Origin of the sequence: Isoptericola sp. AK164, assembly GCF_029643425.1 — a bacterium.
Lineage (GTDB): Bacteria > Actinomycetota > Actinomycetes > Actinomycetales > Cellulomonadaceae > Isoptericola > Isoptericola haloaureus.
Genome location: NZ_CP119106.1, coordinates 1392438 through 1410645, shown reverse-complemented (window position 1 = coordinate 1410645; position 18208 = coordinate 1392438). Strand labels below are relative to the sequence as shown.

The 18208-nt window shown below is 73.4% G+C and carries 16 protein-coding genes; 4 read left to right on the top strand and 12 right to left on the bottom strand.

All coding sequences use genetic code 11. The features are described 5' to 3' along the window. Positions 1-79: 79 nt before the first annotated feature. From PO879_RS06450 to PO879_RS06435, 4 genes are all read left to right on the top strand, one after another. Entirely contained in the window at positions 80-1360 is a 1281-nt protein-coding gene (locus PO879_RS06450; RefSeq protein WP_278237094.1) for an MFS transporter, read from the top strand. Continuing rightward, positions 1357-3228, top strand: a complete 1872-nt coding sequence (locus tag PO879_RS06445; protein ID WP_278237093.1) for a glycoside hydrolase family 3 N-terminal domain-containing protein — start codon at positions 1357-1359, stop codon at positions 3226-3228. The genes PO879_RS06450 and PO879_RS06445 overlap by 4 nt, the downstream gene beginning before the upstream one ends. Positions 3229-3295: 67 nt before the next feature. Then, the gene (locus PO879_RS06440; protein WP_278237092.1) at positions 3296-4462 is read left to right on the top strand and encodes an MFS transporter; all 1167 of its coding nucleotides are present in this window, start codon (positions 3296-3298) and stop codon (positions 4460-4462) included. 45 nt (positions 4463-4507) lie between these two features. Then, positions 4508-5041: a hypothetical protein gene (locus PO879_RS06435; protein WP_278237091.1), complete on the top strand. Its 534-nt coding sequence runs from the start codon at positions 4508-4510 to the stop codon at positions 5039-5041. A 4-nt stretch (positions 5042-5045) separates the two neighbouring features. Here the strand turns inward: PO879_RS06435 and PO879_RS06430 are convergent, their stop codons facing one another. The 12 genes from PO879_RS06430 to rimP all read right to left on the bottom strand — a co-directional run bounded on the left by PO879_RS06430 (position 5046) and on the right by rimP (position 18096). Beyond that, complete coding sequence (locus tag PO879_RS06430) at positions 5046-5528, bottom strand: hypothetical protein (protein WP_278237090.1); 483 nt, start codon at positions 5526-5528, stop codon at positions 5046-5048. Then, positions 5525-6298, bottom strand: coding sequence for a 4-hydroxy-tetrahydrodipicolinate reductase (gene dapB / locus PO879_RS06425; RefSeq protein WP_278237089.1), 774 nt, complete (start codon positions 6296-6298; stop codon positions 5525-5527). Before dapB ends, PO879_RS06430 begins: the two co-directional genes overlap by 4 nt. A gap of 2 nt (positions 6299-6300) precedes the next feature. Continuing rightward, complete coding sequence (locus PO879_RS06420) at positions 6301-7641, bottom strand: pitrilysin family protein (RefSeq protein WP_278237088.1); 1341 nt, start codon at positions 7639-7641, stop codon at positions 6301-6303. An 8-nt stretch (positions 7642-7649) separates the two neighbouring features. Next, positions 7650-9902, bottom strand: a complete 2253-nt coding sequence (locus PO879_RS06415; protein ID WP_278237087.1) for a polyribonucleotide nucleotidyltransferase — start codon at positions 9900-9902, stop codon at positions 7650-7652. 210 nt (positions 9903-10112) lie between these two features. Then, the gene (gene rpsO, locus PO879_RS06410) at positions 10113-10382 is read right to left on the bottom strand and encodes a 30S ribosomal protein S15 (protein ID WP_278237086.1); all 270 of its coding nucleotides are present in this window, start codon (positions 10380-10382) and stop codon (positions 10113-10115) included. Positions 10383-10473: 91 nt separating this feature from the next. Continuing rightward, positions 10474-11451 carry a bifunctional riboflavin kinase/FAD synthetase gene (locus PO879_RS06405; RefSeq protein WP_278237085.1) on the bottom strand — a complete coding sequence of 326 codons (978 nt, stop codon included), beginning with the start codon at positions 11449-11451 and terminating at the stop codon, positions 10474-10476. 69 nt (positions 11452-11520) lie between these two features. Further along, positions 11521-12480 carry a tRNA pseudouridine(55) synthase TruB gene (truB, locus tag PO879_RS06400; protein ID WP_278237084.1) on the bottom strand — a complete coding sequence of 320 codons (960 nt, stop codon included), beginning with the start codon at positions 12478-12480 and terminating at the stop codon, positions 11521-11523. 97 nt (positions 12481-12577) lie between these two features. Beyond that, on the bottom strand, positions 12578-13015 hold the full coding sequence (gene rbfA, locus PO879_RS06395) for a 30S ribosome-binding factor RbfA (protein ID WP_278237083.1): 438 nt from the start codon (positions 13013-13015) through the stop codon (positions 12578-12580). A gap of 90 nt (positions 13016-13105) precedes the next feature. Further along, positions 13106-15982 (bottom strand): translation initiation factor IF-2, encoded by a 2877-nt coding sequence (gene infB / locus PO879_RS06390; RefSeq protein ID WP_278237082.1) that lies wholly within the window; start codon positions 15980-15982, stop codon positions 13106-13108. 185 nt (positions 15983-16167) lie between these two features. Beyond that, a complete protein-coding gene (locus PO879_RS06385; protein ID WP_278237081.1) occupies positions 16168-16401 on the bottom strand; it encodes a YlxR family protein in 234 nt (77 codons plus the stop codon). Positions 16402-16529: 128 nt separating this feature from the next. Further along, positions 16530-17570 carry a transcription termination factor NusA gene (gene nusA / locus PO879_RS06380; protein WP_278237080.1) on the bottom strand — a complete coding sequence of 347 codons (1041 nt, stop codon included), beginning with the start codon at positions 17568-17570 and terminating at the stop codon, positions 16530-16532. A gap of 1 nt (position 17571) precedes the next feature. Further along, a complete protein-coding gene (rimP, locus tag PO879_RS06375) occupies positions 17572-18096 on the bottom strand; it encodes a ribosome maturation factor RimP (RefSeq protein WP_278237079.1) in 525 nt (174 codons plus the stop codon). Positions 18097-18208 lie beyond the last annotated feature (112 nt).

The window sequence follows — 18208 nt, the reverse complement described above, 5'->3', positions numbered from 1 at the left end:
AACCCGACCAATCGGTAACCATAGGTCCCGACCAGTTGGTAAGTAATGGGTTCCGACCCCGACGACGAGGATGTCCACCATGACCGCCACCCCCACCCCGGCCGACGGCCGGGCACTGTCCCAGGACCCCGGTCCGGCGACGACGCCGCGCGGCTACGGATCCGGCCTGACGATCGCGGCGTTCGGCGTGTACTTCGCGCTGTTCACCCCGGTGATGGTCGCCATGGCGTTCAAGATCCAGCACATCGACCCCGAGGGCGCCGTCGGCAGCCTCGGGCTCGTGCTCGGCGTCGGCGCCGCGTTCGCCCTCGTCGCGAACCCGCTGGCCGGCCGGCTGTCGGACCGCTCCACGGCGCGCTTCGGCAAGCGGCGGCCGTTCATCGTCGGCGGCTCTCTCGTCGGGACCCTGGCCATGGCGGTGATCGGCGTGACCGAGTCGGTGCCGATGGTCCTGGTCGCGTGGTGCCTGGCGCAGGCCGCCTACAACGGGGCACTGGCCGCGATCATCGCGACCCTGCACGACCAGGTCGCCCCCGCCCGCCGCGGGCGCTACTCCGCGCTCATCGGCATCGGCACGCCGCTGGCCATCCTCGGCGCCTCGGTGCTCGCCAACCTCGTCGCCGCCGACCTGTGGCGGTTCCTGCTGCCCGGCCTGGTCGCCACCGTGGCGAGCATCGTGTTCGCCGTCGTGCTCGACGACGTCGTGCGCACCGTCCCGCCCGTGGAGCCCTTCCGCGTCAAGGAGTTCTTCGGCTCCTTCGTCTTCGACCCCCGCACCCACCGGGACTTCGGCTGGACCTGGCTGACGAAGTTCTTCGTCATGTTCGGCTACGCCGGCATCGCGACCTACATCCCCTACTACCTGACCGACACCTTCGGCCTGGCCGAGGCCGAGGCGACCGAGGTCATCCTGGCGGCCAACATGGCCTCCACCGTGGCCATGCTCGTCTCGAGCCCCCTGGGCGGCTGGCTGTCGGACAAGCTCGGCAAGCGCCGCCCCTTCGTCACCGCCGCCGGTCTGGTGATGGTGCTCGGTCTCCTGCTCCTCGCGCTGGCCCCGTCGGTGGCGATGGTCGTGGTCGCCCAGGGCGTCGTCGGCTTCGGCGCCGGCTCGTTCCTCTCGGTGGACCAGGCCCTGGCCACCCAGGTGCTGCCGAACGCGGAGGACGCCGCCAAGGACCTCGGGGTGCTCAACATCGCCAACGCCCTGCCCCAGTCGCTCGCCCCGGCGATGGCCCCCAGCATCATCGCCGTCGGCACGGCCGTCGGCATCGGCGGCTACACCGCCTGGTTCCTCTTCGGAGCGTTCGTCGCCTTCTTCGGCGCCGTGCTCGTCTACCGCATCAAGGGCGTGCGTTGAGGACCGCGACCGACGACGCCGTGGGGACCGGGGCCGTCCCGCCGGACGCCCCGTACCGGGACCGGACCCGCCCCGTCGGCGAGCGCGTCACCGACCTGCTGGGTCGGATGACGGTGGCCGAGAAGGCCGGCCAGCTCTTCCACACGATGATCGAGACCGGCCCCGGCGGCACCCTCGCCGAGGAGCCCTCGCCCATGGGCGTGCCCGCCACCAGCGACATGCTCCTGGGTCGGCACATGACGCACTTCAACGTGCTCGCCTCGCCGGCGACCGCCGAGGAGTTCGCCCGCTGGCACAACCGGCTCCAGGACCTCGCCGCCTCGACGCGGCTGGGCATCCCGGTGACGGTGTCCAGCGACCCGCGCCACGCGTTCACCGACAACCCCGGCACGGCGCTGCTGGCCGGCCCGTTCTCGCAGTGGCCCGAGACGCCGGGCCTGGCGGCCGTCGGCGACCCCGGGCTCGTGGAGGAGCAGGCCGACGCCGTGCGGCGCGAGTACCTGGCCGTGGGGATCCGCACCGCGCTGCACCCGCAGGTGGACCTCGCCACGGAACCCCGCTGGTCGCGGGCCGCGGGGACCTTCGGCGAGGACCCCGCGGCCGCCGGACGGCTCGGCGCCGCCGCCGTCCACGGGCTGCAGGGCACCGGTGCGGTCGCACGCCGCGCCGGGCTGCCCGGCACCTTCGGCCCGTCCTCCTTGTCGACCATGACCAAGCACTTCCTCGGTGGCGGCCCGCAGGCCGACGGCGAGGACCCCCACTTCGCCTACGGGCGCGAGCAGGTCTACCCGGGCGGCGCCTTCGCCACGCACCTCGCACCGTTCACCGAGCTCATCGCCGCCGGCACCCGCCAGATGATGCCCTACTACGGCATGCCGGTGGGCCTCGAGGTCGACGGCGAGGCGGTCGAACCCGTCGGCTTCGCCTTCAACCGGCAGGTCCTCACCGGGCTGCTGCGCGAGCGTCTCGGGTTCGACGGCATCGTCTGCACGGACTGGGGCCTGGTCAACGACGCCGAGATCCTCGGCACCGAGTACCCCGCCCGCGCGTGGGGCGTCGAGGGCCTCGACCCGCTCGAGCGGGTCGAGAGGATCCTCGCCGCCGGAGCCGACCAGCTCGGCGGCGAGGCCTGCCCCGAGCTCGTCGTCGAGCTCGTCCGCACCGGCCGGGTCCCCGAGGAGCGGCTGGACGTCTCCGTCGCCCGCCTGCTGCGCGAGAAGTTCGTCCTCGGGCTGTTCGACGACGCCCGGTACGTGGACGTCGACGCCGCGAGCGCCGTCGTCGGGCATCCCGAGCTCGTCGCGGCAGGGCGCCGGGCCCAGTCCCGCTCGGTGACGGTCCTGTCCGCCGCCCGGAGGGGTCCGGCGGCACTGCCGGCCGCTCGCGGCCTGCGCGTCTGGCTCGAGGGGGCCGACGACGTCACCGACGTCTCCCCCGGCCTGGTGACCCTCGTCGACTCGCCGGAGGAGGCCGACGTGGCGCTGCTGCGCCTCAAGGCACCCTACGAGGCACGCGGGGACGGCTTCGAGGCGTTCTTCCACGCGGGGTCCCTGGACTTCCCCGCCGAGGTGCTCTCCCACGTCGCCGCGGTCTCGTCCCGGGTCCCGACCGTCGTGGACGTCTACCTCGACCGCCCGGCGGTCCTCGCCCCCGTGCTCGACGCCCTGGGGTCGACGGGGTCGCTCGTGGCGAACTTCGGGGCCTCCACCGGCGCGCTGCTCGACGCCCTGACCGGCGTCGTGCGGCCCGAGGGCAGGCTGCCGTTCGACCTGCCCCGCTCGATGGCCGCCGTCGAGGCCTCCCGGGAGGACGTGCCGTTCGACACCGCGGACCCGCTGTTCCGCTGCGGTCACGGCCTGTCGGTCTGAGCTGCGTGCCGTCCCGCGGCCGCCCCCCGGGCGGTCGCGGTCGCCGCACCGGTGACAGGATGAGCCGGTGGAACACCGCACCGTCCGCGACGCCCTGGCGGGGATCACGATCCTGGCGGTCGCGAACTTCGTCGCCATCACCACCGAGGTGCTCCCGGTCGGGCTGCTGCCGCAGCTCGCGGCCGGCCTCGGGGTGCCGGAGTCGACGGCCGGGCTGCTCGTGTCCGTGTACGCGTTCGTCGTGGCGGCGTGCGCGGTCCCGCTGACGCTGCTCACCCGGCGCCTGGCCCGCAAGCCGCTGCTGCTCACCACGGTGGTCGTCTACGCCGTCGCGAACGTGCTGGCCGCCGTCGCGCCGACGTTCGGCGTCGTCGTCGCGGCACGGACGCTCGGCGGGCTCGGGCACGCGCTGTTCTTCTCGGTCTCGATCGCCTACGCGGCGCGACTGGTCTCGCCGCTGTACACCGGCCGCGCGGTGACGCTGGTGACCACCGGCGGCACCTTCGGGTTCGTGCTCGGCGTGCCGCTGTCCACGTCGCTCGGCGCGGCCGTCGGGTGGCGGTGGTCCTTCGCGGTGCTCGCCGGCGTGTGCGCGCTGACCGCCCTCCTCGTCGCGCGGCTCCTGCCCCCGGTCGGGGTCGAGCAGGTCGCGCCGGGCGGCTCGCCGCACCGCGGGCGGTCGCGTCTCGGGATCGTCGTGGGGACCAACACGCTGCTGTTCGTGGGCCAGTACACGGTCTACACCTTCGTCTCCCTGCTGCTGCTCGCGACCGGCCTGACCGAGGCCGCGGTCGGCCCGGCCCTGCTCGTCTTCGGCGCGCTGGGGATCGTGGGGCTCTGGGCGGCAGCGCGCTACCTGGACCGCCGCCCGCGCGCCCTGACGCTCGCCACCGTCGGGGTGATGGTGCTCGCCCTGGTCGTCCTCGGGCTGGCACTGCCGCAGCGGCTCCCCGTGCTGGTCGCCGCGGCGGTGTGGCTCGCTGCGTTCGGGGCCGTGCCCGCCGCGTTCCAGACCCTGGCGCTGCGGGCCCGCGGCGCGAGCGCGGACGTCGCGGGCGCGTTCGTCAACGCCACCTCGAACCTCGGCATCGGTCTCGGGGCGGCCGTCGGGGCCGTCGTCGTCGCCGGCCCGGGACTCCCCGCCCTCGCCTGGACCGGGGCGGCGGCCATGGCCGCCGCCGGCGTCGTGGTGCTGGTCGCCCGGCGAGCGTTCCCGCGCGACCCCGCACGGTAACTCCCGCGTGACCACGTCGTAGCACGTCGCTGGCAGGCTGGATCCATGTCCGACGTCGGAGAACGGTCCGCACGATCCAGCACCAGGCACCGGCGTCTGGCGAGCCCGACGGAACCGATGCTCACCGACTACTTCGCCGCGCCGTCCGACGCGCTCGCCGCGACGGTGCTGCACGTCGAGACCGGGCCGAGCACGCCGACGCGAGGGTCCGGCGAGCCGCTCTTCGACACGGTGGCGCTGCCGTCGATCGACCCCTTCGTCGCGCTGGCCGTGCTGGCGGAGGTGACCTTCGGCCTCCCCTACGGCGAGGTGACGGCCGATCCCCGGCACGGTCAGGTCGTCGGCGGGCAGGACGAGGGTCCGTTCGTCGTGACGGTGGCCGCCGAGCTCGCCGACCACCTGGCGGCCGCCTCCCCGCAGCAGCTCGCCGAGGCAGCCCGCGAGTGGGCACGGCGCGTCGAGCACACGGGCGACGCCGCGGCGCTGGCCCGCTCCCTCGAGGACCTGGGCGAGCTCGCCTGGCGGGCCGCCGACGTCCGCCACGAGCTGTACTGCTGGACCCGGTGGCCGTCCGGCTGAGACGTCAGCCCGTGAAGAGCGAGGAGGCCCGGCGCAGGGCGGCCCGGGCCCGACGGCGGTCGCGGGCGGCGTCGTAGGCGAAGGCCAGGTGGTACCAGGCCCGCCAGCTCTCCGGCTCGGCCTCGACGGCGGCCTGCGCCTCGGTGAAGGCGGCGTCGGCGGCGTCGCGGTCGATCCGTCCTCCCGGGGACCGGGGCAGGTCGTCCACGGGGAGCTCCCCGGCGTCGGCGAGGACGTCGGCCATCCGCTGGACGCGGGCCGCGAGCCAGAACTCGCGCGCGATGAGCCCCACGACGAGCAGCGGGACGACCAGCGCGGCGGCACCGATGGCGACGAGCACGGGCTCGCCGCTGGCCACCATCGCCACGCCGCGCCCGGCGATCGCCCAGACGTAGATCGCCAGCAGGAACGTCACCGCCAGCGCGCCGACCAGTCCCCGCGGCGGACGCCTCCGGGCGGGCGGCGAGGAGCCGTCCTCGGTGGTCACGACAGGTCCAGCACGTGCTCGAGCCCGACCGTCAGACCCGGGCGCGACCCGACCTCGCGCACCGCCAGCAGCACGCCCGGCATGAACGAGGCCCGGTCGAACGAGTCCTGGCGGATCGTCAGCTGCTCCCCGGCGTTGCCGAACAGGATCTCCTCGTGGGCCACCAGGCCGCGCAGCCGGACCGCGTGCACCCGCACGCCGTCGACGTCGGCACCCCGCGCCTCCCAGCCGTCCTGGGTCGCGTCGGGCGAGGCCCCGAGGCCGGCGTCCGCGCGCGCCGCGGCGATCGCGGCCGCCGTGTGCCGGGCCGTGCCCGACGGGGCGTCGACCTTGTTCGGGTGGTGCAGCTCGACGACCTCGGCGGACTCGAAGTACCGGGCCGCCTTGGCCGCGAACGTCATGGCCAGCACGGCGGACAGGCCGAAGTTCGGCGCGATGAGCACACCGGGCCCGTCGCCCACCTGCCCGGCGGCGAGCCGTTCGAGGTGCTCGGTGACCCGGCCGCGCGAGTCGTCGTCCCAGCCGGTCGTCCCGACCACGACGTGGGCACCGGCGTCGAGCGCCGCGTGCACGTTGGCCTCGGTGACCGCCGGGACGGTGAAGTCCACGGCCACCTGGGCGCCGGAGTCGCGGACCGTCGCCGCGACGTCGTCACCGGCGTCGACGCGGGCCACGAGCTCGAGGTCCTCGGCGGCCTCCACCGCGGCGCACGTCTGGCTGCCCATCCGTCCGGCCGCACCGATGACGGCCACCCTGGTCGCGCTGCTCATGCTCACTGCTCTCCCTGTTCTGCGAAAGGTCCCACCCGCACGACCGACCGCGGACGCCCGGCCAGGTCGGCGGCCAGCTCCCGGACGTCCTCGCGGGTGACGGCCCGGATGCGCTGCAGCGACTCGTCGACGGTCATCAGCTCACCGAGGACGAGCTCCGACCTGCCCAGCCGGCTCATCCGCGACCCCGTGTCCTCCAGGCCGAGCACGAGCCCGCCGGAGAGCTGGCCCACCGAGCGCTCGAGCTCGGCGGCGGTGATGCCGTCCTCGGCCAGTCGGTCGAGCTCGGCGCCGAGCATCGCCACGACCTCGTCGGTACGGGCCGGAGCGCACCCGGCGTAGAGCCCGAAGGTCCCCAGGCCGCCGTGCCCCTGGGCGAAGGAGTAGGTCGCGTACGCCAGACCCCGCTTCTCGCGGATCTCCTGGAACAGCCGCGACGACATGCTGCCGCCCAGCACCGCGTTGAGCACCGTCATGGTGAAGCGGCGCTCGTCGGTCGCGCTGAGCCCGGTGGTGCCCAGGATCACGTTCGCCTGCTCGGTGGGGCGCCGCACCGTGACCTCGGCGCCCTCGGCCGGCACGCCGTCGGACTCCGGAGCGCCGGAGCGGCGCTCCCGCGGGCCCGCGGTGCCGGACAGGTCCCAGCCGCCGGCGGACAGCGTCTCGCCGACCTGACCGACGAGCCGGTCGTGGTCCACCCCGCCGGCCGCCGCGACGACGAGGGTCTCGGGACGGTAGTGCCACCGGTAGTGCTCCCAGACGGCGTCGCGCGGCACGCCGCGGATCGCCTCGGGGGTGCCACCGATGGGACGGCCGAGCGGGTGGCTGCCGAGCACGGCGGCGGCGAACCGCTCGTGCACGAGGTCGCCCGGGTCGTCCTCGGCCATGGCGAGCTCCTCGAGGATGACTCCCCGCTCCGTCTCGAGCTCGTCCGGGTCCAGCCGGGCCGACGTCATCATGTCGCTGACGACGTCGACCGCCATCGGGACGTCGGCGTCGAGCACCCGGGCGTAGTAGCACGTGTGCTCCTTGCCGGTCGCCGCGTTGGCCTCGCCCCCGACGGCGTCGAACGCCTCGGCGATGTCCAGGGCCGTGCGTCGTGCCGTGCCCTTGAACAGCAGGTGCTCCAGGAAGTGGGTCGACCCGTGGTGCCCGTCCGTCTCGTCGCGGGACCCGACGCCGACCCAGGCGCCGACGGTGGCCGAGCGCAGCCCCGGCATGTGCTCGGTGAGCACACGCACACCGCCGGGCAGGACGGTGCGACGGATCGTCGCACCGTCCTGCCCGGCGGTCAGCTCCGCACCCGGCTGATCCGCTCCGACGAGCGGCAGGTGCTGGCTCATACGGGCGATCAGGCCTCGCTCGCCTCGGTGGCCGGCGCCTCGTCGGCGTCGGCCGCCTTGTCGTCCTCCTCGGTGATCGCGACCAGCGACAGCTTGCCGCGGGAGTCGATCTCACCGATCTCGACCTGGATCTTCTGGCCGATGGAGAGCACGTCGTCGACGTTCTCCACGCGCTTGCCGCCGACCAGCTTGCGCAGCTGGCTGATGTGCAGCAGGCCGTCCTTGCCCGGCGCGAGCGAGATGAACGCGCCGAAGGAGGTCGTCTTGACCACGGTGCCGACGAAGCGCTCGCCGACCTCCGGCACGTGCGGGTTGGCGATCGCGTTGATCGACGCCCGCGCCGCCTCCGCGCTCGGACCGTCCGTGGCGCCGATGTAGACCGTGCCGTCGTCCTCGATGGAGATGTCGGCGCCGGTCTCCTCCTGGATCTGGTTGATCATCTTGCCCTTGGGCCCGATGACCTCGCCGATCTTGTCCACGGGGACCTTGACCGCGATGACCCGCGGCGCGTACGGCGACATCTCGTCCGGCGTGTCGATGGCCTCGGCGATGACGTCGAGGATCGTCAGGCGGGCGTCGTGCGCCTGGCCCAGCGCGGCGGCCAGCACCGAGGCGGGGATGCCGTCGAGCTTGGTGTCGAGCTGGATGGCGGTGACGAACTCGCGGGTGCCGGCGACCTTGAAGTCCATGTCGCCGAAGGCGTCCTCGGCACCGAGGATGTCCGTCATGGCCGCGTAGCGGGTCTCCCCGTCGACCGTGTCGGACACCAGGCCCATCGCGATGCCCGCGACGGGGGCCTTGAGCGGCACGCCGGCGTTGAGCATGGACAGCGTCGAGGCGCAGACCGAGCCCATCGAGGTCGACCCGTTGGACCCGAGGGCCTCGGAGACCTGGCGGATCGCGTAGGGGAACTCCTCGCGGCTCGGCAGCACCGGCACCAGGGCGCGCTCGGCGAGCGCACCGTGGCCGATCTCGCGACGCTTCGGCGAGCCGACCCGGCCGGTCTCACCGGTCGAGTACGGCGGGAAGTTGTAGTTGTGCATGTAGCGCTTGCGCGTGACCGGCCCGAGGGAGTCGATCTGCTGCTCCATGCGCAGCATGTTCAGCGTGGTGACACCCAGGATCTGGGTCTCGCCGCGCTCGAACAGCGCCGAGCCGTGCACGCGGGGCAGCACCTCGACCTCGGCCGACAGGGTGCGGATGTCCGCGAGACCGCGGCCGTCGATGCGCACGCCCTCGGTGAGCACGCGCTGACGCACGAGCTGCTTCTGCAGGCTGCGGTAGGCGGCCGACAGCTCCTTCTCACGGCCCTCGAACTGCTCGCCCAGCTGCTCGAGGACGCCGGCCTTGATCTCGTCGAGACGGCTCTCGCGCTGCTGCTTGTCGGCGATCGCCAGCGCCTCGGTGGCCGGGGCCGACGCCGCGGACTCGACGGCGGCGTAGGCGTCGTCGGCGTAGTCCGGGAAGAGCGGGAACTCGGCGACGTCCTTGGCCGACTGCGAGGCCAGGGAGAGCTGGGCGTCGCACAGGGCGGCGATGAACGGCTTGGCCGCGTCGATGCCCTCGGCCACGACCTGCTCGGTCGGGGCGGTGGCGCCCTCGTTCTTGACGAGGTTCCACGCGTCGTCGGTCGCCTCGGCCTCGATCATCGCGATGGCGACGTCCTCCGAGCCGTCGGCGGCGGTGACCTTGCGGCCCGCGACGACCATCTCGAAGACGGCGCGCTCCTTGTCCGAGTACTTCGGGAACGCGACCCACTGGTCGTCGATGAGCGCGATGCGCACGGCACCGGCCGGGCCGGAGAACGGCAGGCCGGAGATCTGGGTGGACGCGGAGGCCGCGTTCATCGCCAGGACGTCGTAGGCGTCGTCCGGGTGCTGGGCCATGACCGTGATGACGATCTGGACCTCGTTGCGCAGGCCCTTGACGAACAGCGGGCGCAGCGGGCGGTCGGTGAGGCGGCAGGTCAGGATCGCCTCGGTCGACGGGCGGCCCTCACGGCGGAAGAACGAGCCGGGGATGCGGCCCGCGGCGTACATCCGCTCCTCGACGTCCACCGTCAGCGGGAAGAAGTCGAACTGGTCCTTGGGGTGCTTGCCGACCGCGGTGGTCGACAGCAGCATGGTCTCGCCGTCGAGGTAGGCGGAGACGGCGCCGGCGGCCTGCCGGGCCAGTCGGCCGGTCTCGAAGCGGACGGTACGGGTGCCGAAGCGGCCGTTGTCGATGACGGCCTCGGCGAACTGGATCTCGGGACCCTCCACGGGTGCCCTCCTTGCTCTCGAAGGCGCCGCCCGCCCGAGCGACGGTCTTCGATCGAGGCCCCCGGAGCACGCCGGTGCGGACCGGCGGATCGGGGGGCCACTACCGAGGACCGGACGACGGCCCGGCGGCGCGGTGTGCTGTGTGACTACAAGGACATCACACCAGATCAGCCCGGTCCCTGCGAGAGGGACCGGGCTGAGGGCGGGACGTCAGCGACGCAGACCGAGGCGCTCGATGAGCGCGCGGTAGCGCTGGATGTCGACCTTCTGCAGGTAGCTCAGCAGACGGCGACGCTGACCGACCAGGAGGAGCAGACCACGACGGGAGTGGTGGTCCTGCTTGTGCTCCTTGAGGTGCTCGGTCAGATCGGTGATCCGCCGGGTCAGCAGAGCGATCTGCACCTCCGGCGAGCCGGTGTCGCCCTCGTGAGTCGCGTACTCGGTGATGATGGACTGCTTCGTGGCAGCGTCGAGCGGCATGGCTCTCCTTCTGGTGTCGTTGCGCGGTGCTCCGGGACTTCTTCACCGGGCGCTCTGGATCCGCGGCCGTTCTACGGCAGCGACCATCCTATCAGGAGAGCAGGGCGGCCCGGGCGCGCACGACGTCGTCGGTCATCTGGGTCACCAGGGCGTCGATGCCGTCGAACCGGACGGTGGGACGCAGGTGCTGGACCATCTCGAGCACGACCTCCTCGCCGTACAGGTCGAGGTCGGTCCGGTCCAGGACGTACGCCTCGACGCGGCGCTCGACACCGTCGAACGTCGGGTTGGTGCCGATGGAGATCGCCGCCGGCAGCACGACGTCGGGGTGGTCGGGCTCGCGGTCGGCCAGACCCGGCCGGCGCAGCCATCCGGCGTAGACGCCGTCGGCGGGCACCATGCCGTCGATGCCGCCCAGGTTCGCCGTGGGGAACCCGAGCTCGCGGCCGCGGGCGTCCCCGTGCACGACGACGCCGCGCACCCGGTGGGGCCGGCCCAGGACGTCGGCGGCCTGGGCCACGTCGCCCTCGGCGATCAGGGCGCGGGCGGCCGAGCTGGACCAGCGGTCCCCGGCGCCGTCGTCCTGCGGCGCGCACTCGCCGACGTCGTCGACGGCCACGACCTCGAAGCCGTGGCGCCCGCCCAGGTCGACCATGGTGGCCAACGTCCCGGCGTTGGCCCGGCCGAAACGCACGTCGTGGCCCACGACGACGCTGCGCGCGCCGAGCGCCCCGGTGAGGTAGCGGGTGACGAACTCCTCGGGGCTCTGCTCCGCGAACTCGAGGGAGTAGCGGACCACGAGCACCGCGTCCAGACCCGTCCGCGCCAGCAGCTCGAGGCGGTCGGCGAGGCCCGTGATCAGCTCCGGGGCCGACTCCGGGCGGTGCACCAGCGCCGGGTGCGGGTCGAAGGTCACGGCGACGGCGGCGCGGGAGTCCGCCCGGGCGAGCCGGACGAGACGTCCCAGGACGGCCTGGTGGCCGCGATGGACGCCGTCGAAGTTGCCGATCGTCACCACCGACGGGCCGAAGTCGTCGGGGACCTCGGCGAGGTCCGTGAACACCTGCACGCCGATCGCGCTCCTCGTCAGCAGACTTCTCGGCGCCCGGGCGACGCCGACGGATCAGGATAGTCCGGCTCAGGCCGGGGCGAGCACCAGCACCGGCTTGGCCAGGCGCTCGCCACGCCGGGTCGTGTCCTCGAGCAGGGCGACCAGGGTGCCGTCCGGGCCCAGGCCCGCCACGGTCCCGCGCATCCCGGTCGGCGTCACCCACTGCCCGTAGCCCAGGGCGCGGGTCTCGGCCTCGGTCAGCTCACGCACCGGGAAGGTGCTGCGCGCCGCGTCGCCGAGCGGCAGCGTGGCGAGCACGCCGTCCGCGTCGGCCTGCGCCTCGAGCTCGTCGAGGGTGGCGGCCCGGTCGAGCGTGTAGCCGCCCACACGCGTCCGCCGCAGCGCCGTCAGGTGCCCGCCGACGCCGAGCGCCGCCCCGAGGTCCCGCGCCAGGGCGCGCACGTACGTGCCGGAGGAGACGACCACGACGACGTCGAGGTCGAGGACCGCGGTCCCGTCGTGGGACGTCGCGGGCCGGGTGGCGGTCACCTCGAAGGTGCTCACGGTCACCGGGCGGGCGGCGAGCTCCACGTCCTCGCCGGCCCGGGCCCGCGCGTAGGCGCGCCGGCCGTCCACCTTGATCGCGCTGACGGTGGTCGGCACCTGCTGGATGTCCCCGGTGAGCCGGCCGATCTCGCGGTCCAGCGCCGCCGGGTCCACACCGTCGTCCACGCCGGGGGCGTCGACGACGTCTCCCTCGGCGTCGTCCGTGGTGGTCGCGACGCCGAGACGGATCGTCGCGGTGTAGGCCTTGTCGGCCCCCACGACGTAGGTGAGCAGCTTGGTGGCCCGCCCGACGCCGATCACCAGCACGCCCGTGGCCATCGGGTCCAGCGTGCCGGCGTGGCCGACCTTGCGCGTCCCCGCCAAACGACGGCACCGCCCGACGACGTCGTGGCTGGTCCAGCCGGCCGGCTTGTCGACGACCAGCAGACCGTCGGGCGCCGTCGGGCGCCGCGCGGGACGGCCGGAGCTCTCCTCGGCCACGGCTCCTCCCCTCTCCCCCACAGCTGTGGGCATGAAATCTGCAGGCCAGGACGGGTCCAGCACTGCAGATTTCATGCCCACAGTGTCGGGGTGGTGGTCACTCGTCGTCGGCGCGCTCGTCGCTCGTGCGGTACGGGTCCGCGTCGCCCGCCGGGGACTTGCCCTCGCGCAGCGCCGCCAGCTCGGCGTCGCGCAGGCGGGCCTGCGACAGCGCCGCGTCGAGGTGCGCCGCGGTCTCCGGCACCGAGTCCAGGTGGAACTCGATGGTCGGCGTGAGCCGCACGCCCGTCTGCTTGCCGACCTCGGAACGGATCATCCCCTTGGCGCTCTCCAGCGCGGCGGCGGTCCCGGTCCGCTCCTCGTCGCTGCCGAAGACCGTGTAGAACACCGACGCCTGCTGCAGGTCGCCGGTGACACGCACGTCCGTGACCGTGACGAACCCGAGGCGGGGGTCCTTGATCCGCGTGTCGAGCATCTGCGCGACGATCTCCTTGATGCGGTCCGCCAACCGGCGCGCCCGCGGGTTCTCGCTCATCCGTCCTCCTTGTCACGACGTCGACGGCGCCCCGCCCCCCCTCCGCGCGTGGCGGGGTGGAACGGGGCGCCGTCGTCCGTCTCGACCTTCTCAGTCGCGCGGGATCTCGCGCATCTCGAAGGTCTCGATGATGTCGCCCTCGACGATGTCGTTGTACGACCCGAGACCGATACCGCACTCGAAGCCCTCGCGGACCTCGGTGACGTCGTCCTTCTCGCGTCGCAGCGACTCGACCGTGAGCTCGTCGCCCACCACGCGGCCGTCGCGCAGCACGCGGGCCTTGGTGTTGCGACGGATCGTGCCCGACCGGACGATCGAACCGGCGATGTTGCCGAACTTCGAGGACCGGAAGACCTGGCGGATCTCGGCGCTGCCGAGCTTCGCCTCCTCGTACTCCGGCTTGAGCATGCCCTTGAGGGCCGCCTCGATGTCGTCGATCGCCTGGTAGATGACCGAGTAGAACTTGACCTCGACGCCCTCGCGCTCGGCGAGGTCCTCGACACGCTCGCCGAAGCGGACGTTGAAGCCGAGGATCACGGCGTTGTCGACCGTGGCCAGGTTGACGTCGTTCTGCGTGATCGCACCGACACCGCGGTGGATGACGCGCAGGTCGACCTCGTCGCCCACGTCGATCTTGAGCAGGGCGTCCTCCAGCGCCTCGACGGCACCGGAGACGTCGCCCTTGAGGACCAGGTTGAGGGTCTCGACCTTGCCCTGCTCGAGCGCCTTGGTGAAGTCCTCCAGGCTGATGCGCTTGCGGCGCTTGGCCAGAAGGGCGGCACGCTCGGCCGCCTCACGCTTCTCGGCGATCTGCCGGGCGGTGCGCTCGTCGGGCGCCGCGAGGAAGGTGTCCCCCGCGCTCGGCACCGACGCCAGCCCCAGGACCTGGACCGGACGCGCCGGACCCGCCTCGGTGACCGACTCGCCGTGCTCGTCGAACATGGCCCGCACCCGGCCGTGCGCCGTGCCCGCCACGATGGCGTCCCCGACGTGCAGGGTGCCGGACTGCACCAGGACGGTGGCCACGGAGCCGCGGCCCTTGTCCAGGTGCGCCTCGATCGCCACACCACGGGCGTCCTTGGTCGGGTTCGCCCGCAGGTCGAGGGCCGCGTCCGCCGTCAGCAGCACGGCCTCGAGCAGGTCGTCGATGCCCTTGCGCTGCAGCGCCGAGACGTCGACGAACATCGTGTCGCCGCCGTACTCCTCGGCCACCAGGTTGTACTCGGTGAGCTGCTGGCGGATCTTGGCGGGGTTGGCCCCCTCCTTGTCCACCTTGTTCACCGCGACCACGACGGGCACGTCGGCCGCCTGGGCGTGGTTCAGCGCCTCGATCGTCTGCGGCATCACGCCGTCGTCCGCGGCCACCACGAGGATCGCGATGTCCGTCGCCTTGGCACCACGGGCACGCATGGCCGTGAAGGCCTCGTGACCCGGGGTGTCGATGAACGTGACCGCACGGTCCATGTCCTCGTGCTCGGTGTGCACCTGGTACGCACCGATGTGCTGGGTGATCCCGCCGGCCTCGCCCGCGACGACGTCCGTGGACCGGATGGCGTCCAGGAGCTTCGTCTTGCCGTGGTCGACGTGACCCATGACGGTCACGACCGGCGGCCGGGCGACGAGGTCCTCGTCGGTCTCCTCGGCCTCCTCGGCCTGCAGGTCGATGGCGAAGGACTCGAGCAGCTCGCGGTCCTCCTCCTCGGCCGAGACCATCTCGATCTTGTAGCCGAGCTCGGACCCGAGCGTGACGAAGGTCTCCTCGTCCAGGGACTGGGTCGCGGTCGCCATCTCGCCGAGGTGCAGCAGCACCGTGACGAGCGCGGCGGGGTTCGCGTCGATCTTGTCCGCGAAGTCGTTCAGCGACGAGCCGTGGCGCAGGCGCACCAGGGTGTTGCCGTTGCCCCGAGGGACCGACACGCCACCCGGCGTGGGGGCCTGCATCTGCTCGAACTCTTGACGCTTCGCCCGCTTCGACTTGCGGCCCCGGACCGGCTTGCCGCCGGCGCGACCGAACGCACCCTGGGTGCTGCCGCGGCCGGCGCCACCACGACCGCGGAAGCCGCCGCCGCCACCGGGGCGGAAACCGCCCCGACCGCCGCCGGGACCCCCGGGACCGCCCGCACCACCGGGACCGCCCGGACCGCCGCCGCGGCCACGGCCGCCACGACCGCCGCCGCCGGGACGCTCGCCCGGACGCGGCATGCTCGTCTTGCCGGGCATCATGCCCGGGTTGGGGCGCGGGGCGCCCGGACGCGGGGCCGCCGGACGCGGAGCGCCCGGACGGGGACCGCCGGAGCGCTCGCCCTGCTTGCCCTCACCGCGTGCGGGACGCTGCTGCATGCCCTGCTGGGAGGAGTACGGGTTGTTGCCCGGACGCGGGCCACCGCCCGAACGCTGCATGCCCTGCTGGGAGGAGTACGGGTTGTTGCCCGGACGCGGGCCACCGCGTCCGCCGGAGCGCTGGCCGCCCGGCTTGGGGGCACCACCCGGCTTGGGCGCGCCACCCGGCTTGGGGGCACCACCCGGCTTGGGCGCGCCACCGGGCTTCGGGGCCGTGCCCGGCGTGGGCGCACCCGGCGTGGGGGCGCCGGACGTCGGGGCCTGCTCGCCGGCCGGCTTCGGGGCGGCCGGCGGGGCCGTCTCGGCGCTCGGGGCCGTGGCGGCACCGGGCTTGGGCGCCGCCGCGGGCGTCGGGGCACCCGGCTTCGGGGCCTTCTCGCCTCCCGGCTTCGGCGCACCCGGCTTGGGCGCGGCCGACTTCTTGGGCGCCGGCTTGGCGGGCTTGTCGCCCTTCGACGCGCCGCCGTCGGACGACGCGAACTTGCCGCGCATCATGCGCTCGACCGGTGCCTCGAGCGTCGAGGACGCCGACCGGACGAATTCACCTGAGGCCTTCAGCTCGGCCAGCAGGGTCTTGCTCTCCACCCCGAGCTGCTTCGCCAGCTCGTGGACGCGGATCTTCGCCACATCTCTCCTGTCTCGGCCCCACCGAGACAGGCAGGACCGTCGCTAGTACTGAGTACTCATCGCTGGGGACTCATCGGGTGCCCATCGGCTTCTGACCCGCTTCCTTGTCGACGTACGCGTGGTGCGGCCGGGCGGTGACGCCCGGTCGCGACGTGGGCGGCACCCGTGGTGCCGCCCCGGTTCTCTCAACGGTCCTGGTGCTCCAGATATGCCCGGACCGGGTCCAGGTCCACCGGCCCGTCCGCACGCAGTGCGCGCGGGACGGCCCGTCGCCGGACGGCACGTTCCCAGCAGGCGAGGTCCTCGTGGAGCCAGGCACCCCGCCCCGGCAGGCACCCGCGGACGTCCACGACGACACGCTGGGCGTCGTCCGACGTCGCGAGGACCAGCCGCAGGAGCTGCGACCGCAGGTCACGCATCCGACATCCGACACACGTCCGCACCGGACCCGCCGCGGAGGGAGGGACGGTCGGCGAGCACGCCGGAAGAGGGTCGCGCGACCCGATCTGCTCCAGTCTAACGCGACTGCTCATGGGCCTCGACCAGCTCAGGCGCCCTCGACCCGGTCACCGTCGGCCACCGCCCCGGGTGTGCCCTCGTCGGACCGGATGTCGATCCGCCACCCCGTGAGCTTGGCCGCAAGCCGAGCATTCTGCCCTTCCTTGCCGATCGCGAGGGAGAGCTGGTAGTCGGGCACGACGGCGCGCGCGGCCTTGGCCTCGGCGTCCACGACGGTGACCGAGCTCACACGCGCCGGCGACAGGGCGCTCGCCACGAACCGGGCCGGGTCGTCGCTGTGGTCGACGATGTCGATCTTCTCCCCGTGCAGCTCGGCCATCACGGCGCGCACGCGGGACCCCATCGGTCCGATGCAGGCACCCTTGGCGTTCAGGCCGGGCACCCGCGAGCGCACCGCGACCTTCGAGCGGTGCCCGGCCTCGCGGGCGACGGCGGTGATCTCGACCGAGCCGTCCGCGATCTCGGGGACCTCCAGCTCGAACAGCTTGCGTACCAGGCCCGGGTGGGTCCGGCTGAGCGTGACCTTGGCGCCCTTCATGCCGCGGGCGACCTCCACCACGTAGCCGCGCAGGCGCTCACCGTGGACGTACTTCTCTCCGGGCACCTGCTCGTGGTGCGGGAGCACCGCCTCGGTCTCGCCGACGTCGACCAGCACCGTGCGCGGGTCGTGACCCTGCTGGATCACCCCCGCGAGGATCTCGCCCTCCTTGCCGCGGAAGGTGCCCAGCACCTGGTCGTCCTCGGCGTCCCGCAGCCGCTGCACGATCACCTGGCGGGCCGTGGCGGTGGCGATGCGCCCGAAGTTCTCCGGCGTGTCGTCGATCTCCGGGCCCAGCTCCACCGTGCCCCGCCCCTCCGGGTCCTCCGGGTCGGGCGTGCGGATCTGCTCGCGCGCCCACACGGTGACGTGACCGGACGTGCGGTCCAGCTCGACCCGCGCGTGGTGGTAGGCGTCCGGGGTGCGGTGGTAGGCGGACAGCAGCGCGTCCTCGATCGCCCCGACCAGCAGGTCCAGGCTGATCTCCCGCTCGCGCTCCAGCATCCGCAGCGCGCTCATGTCGATGTCCACGTCAGCTCTCCTCGCCCTGGCGGGAGGTCCCCGCCTCGTCGTCCTCGCGCCGGTCCAGCTCCACCTCGACACGGCCACGCCGCACCTGCCCGAGCCCGACACGTCGCTCGTCGTCCAGGACGAGCACGGCGTCGTCGCCGCCGCCGTCCACGTCCGTCAGCCGCCCGGTGACCACCTGGCCGTCGTCGAGCGTCAGACGCACCAGGCGCGTCCGCGCCCGACGATAGTGCCGCAGCTCCGTCAGCGGCCGCGAGACACCCGGGGTGGAGACCTCCAGCGTGTACTGGCCGCGCACCGCGTCCGCGTCGTCCAGGGCCGCGGACAGCGACCGCGAGGCCTCGGCGAGGGTGTCGGAGTCGAGGCTGCCCACCGCGTCCTCGGGCAGGTCGATCGTCAGGCGGACCACCGAGCGGCTTCCCGCCCGGGTCACCCGGACGTCCTCGAGGGACAGGCCGACGTCGTCGACCACCGGAGCGACCACCGCTCGGACGCGACCGTCCGCGGTCCGGTCCTCTCCTGCTGCCATCGCTGCCTCCCGTGGGTCTCCCGCGCCGGGACCTCCCGCGGCGGTGTGTCGTTGTGCGTCGACCAGCGTAACGAACGACCCGCGCACCGGGCGCCGAACGAACCACCCTGGC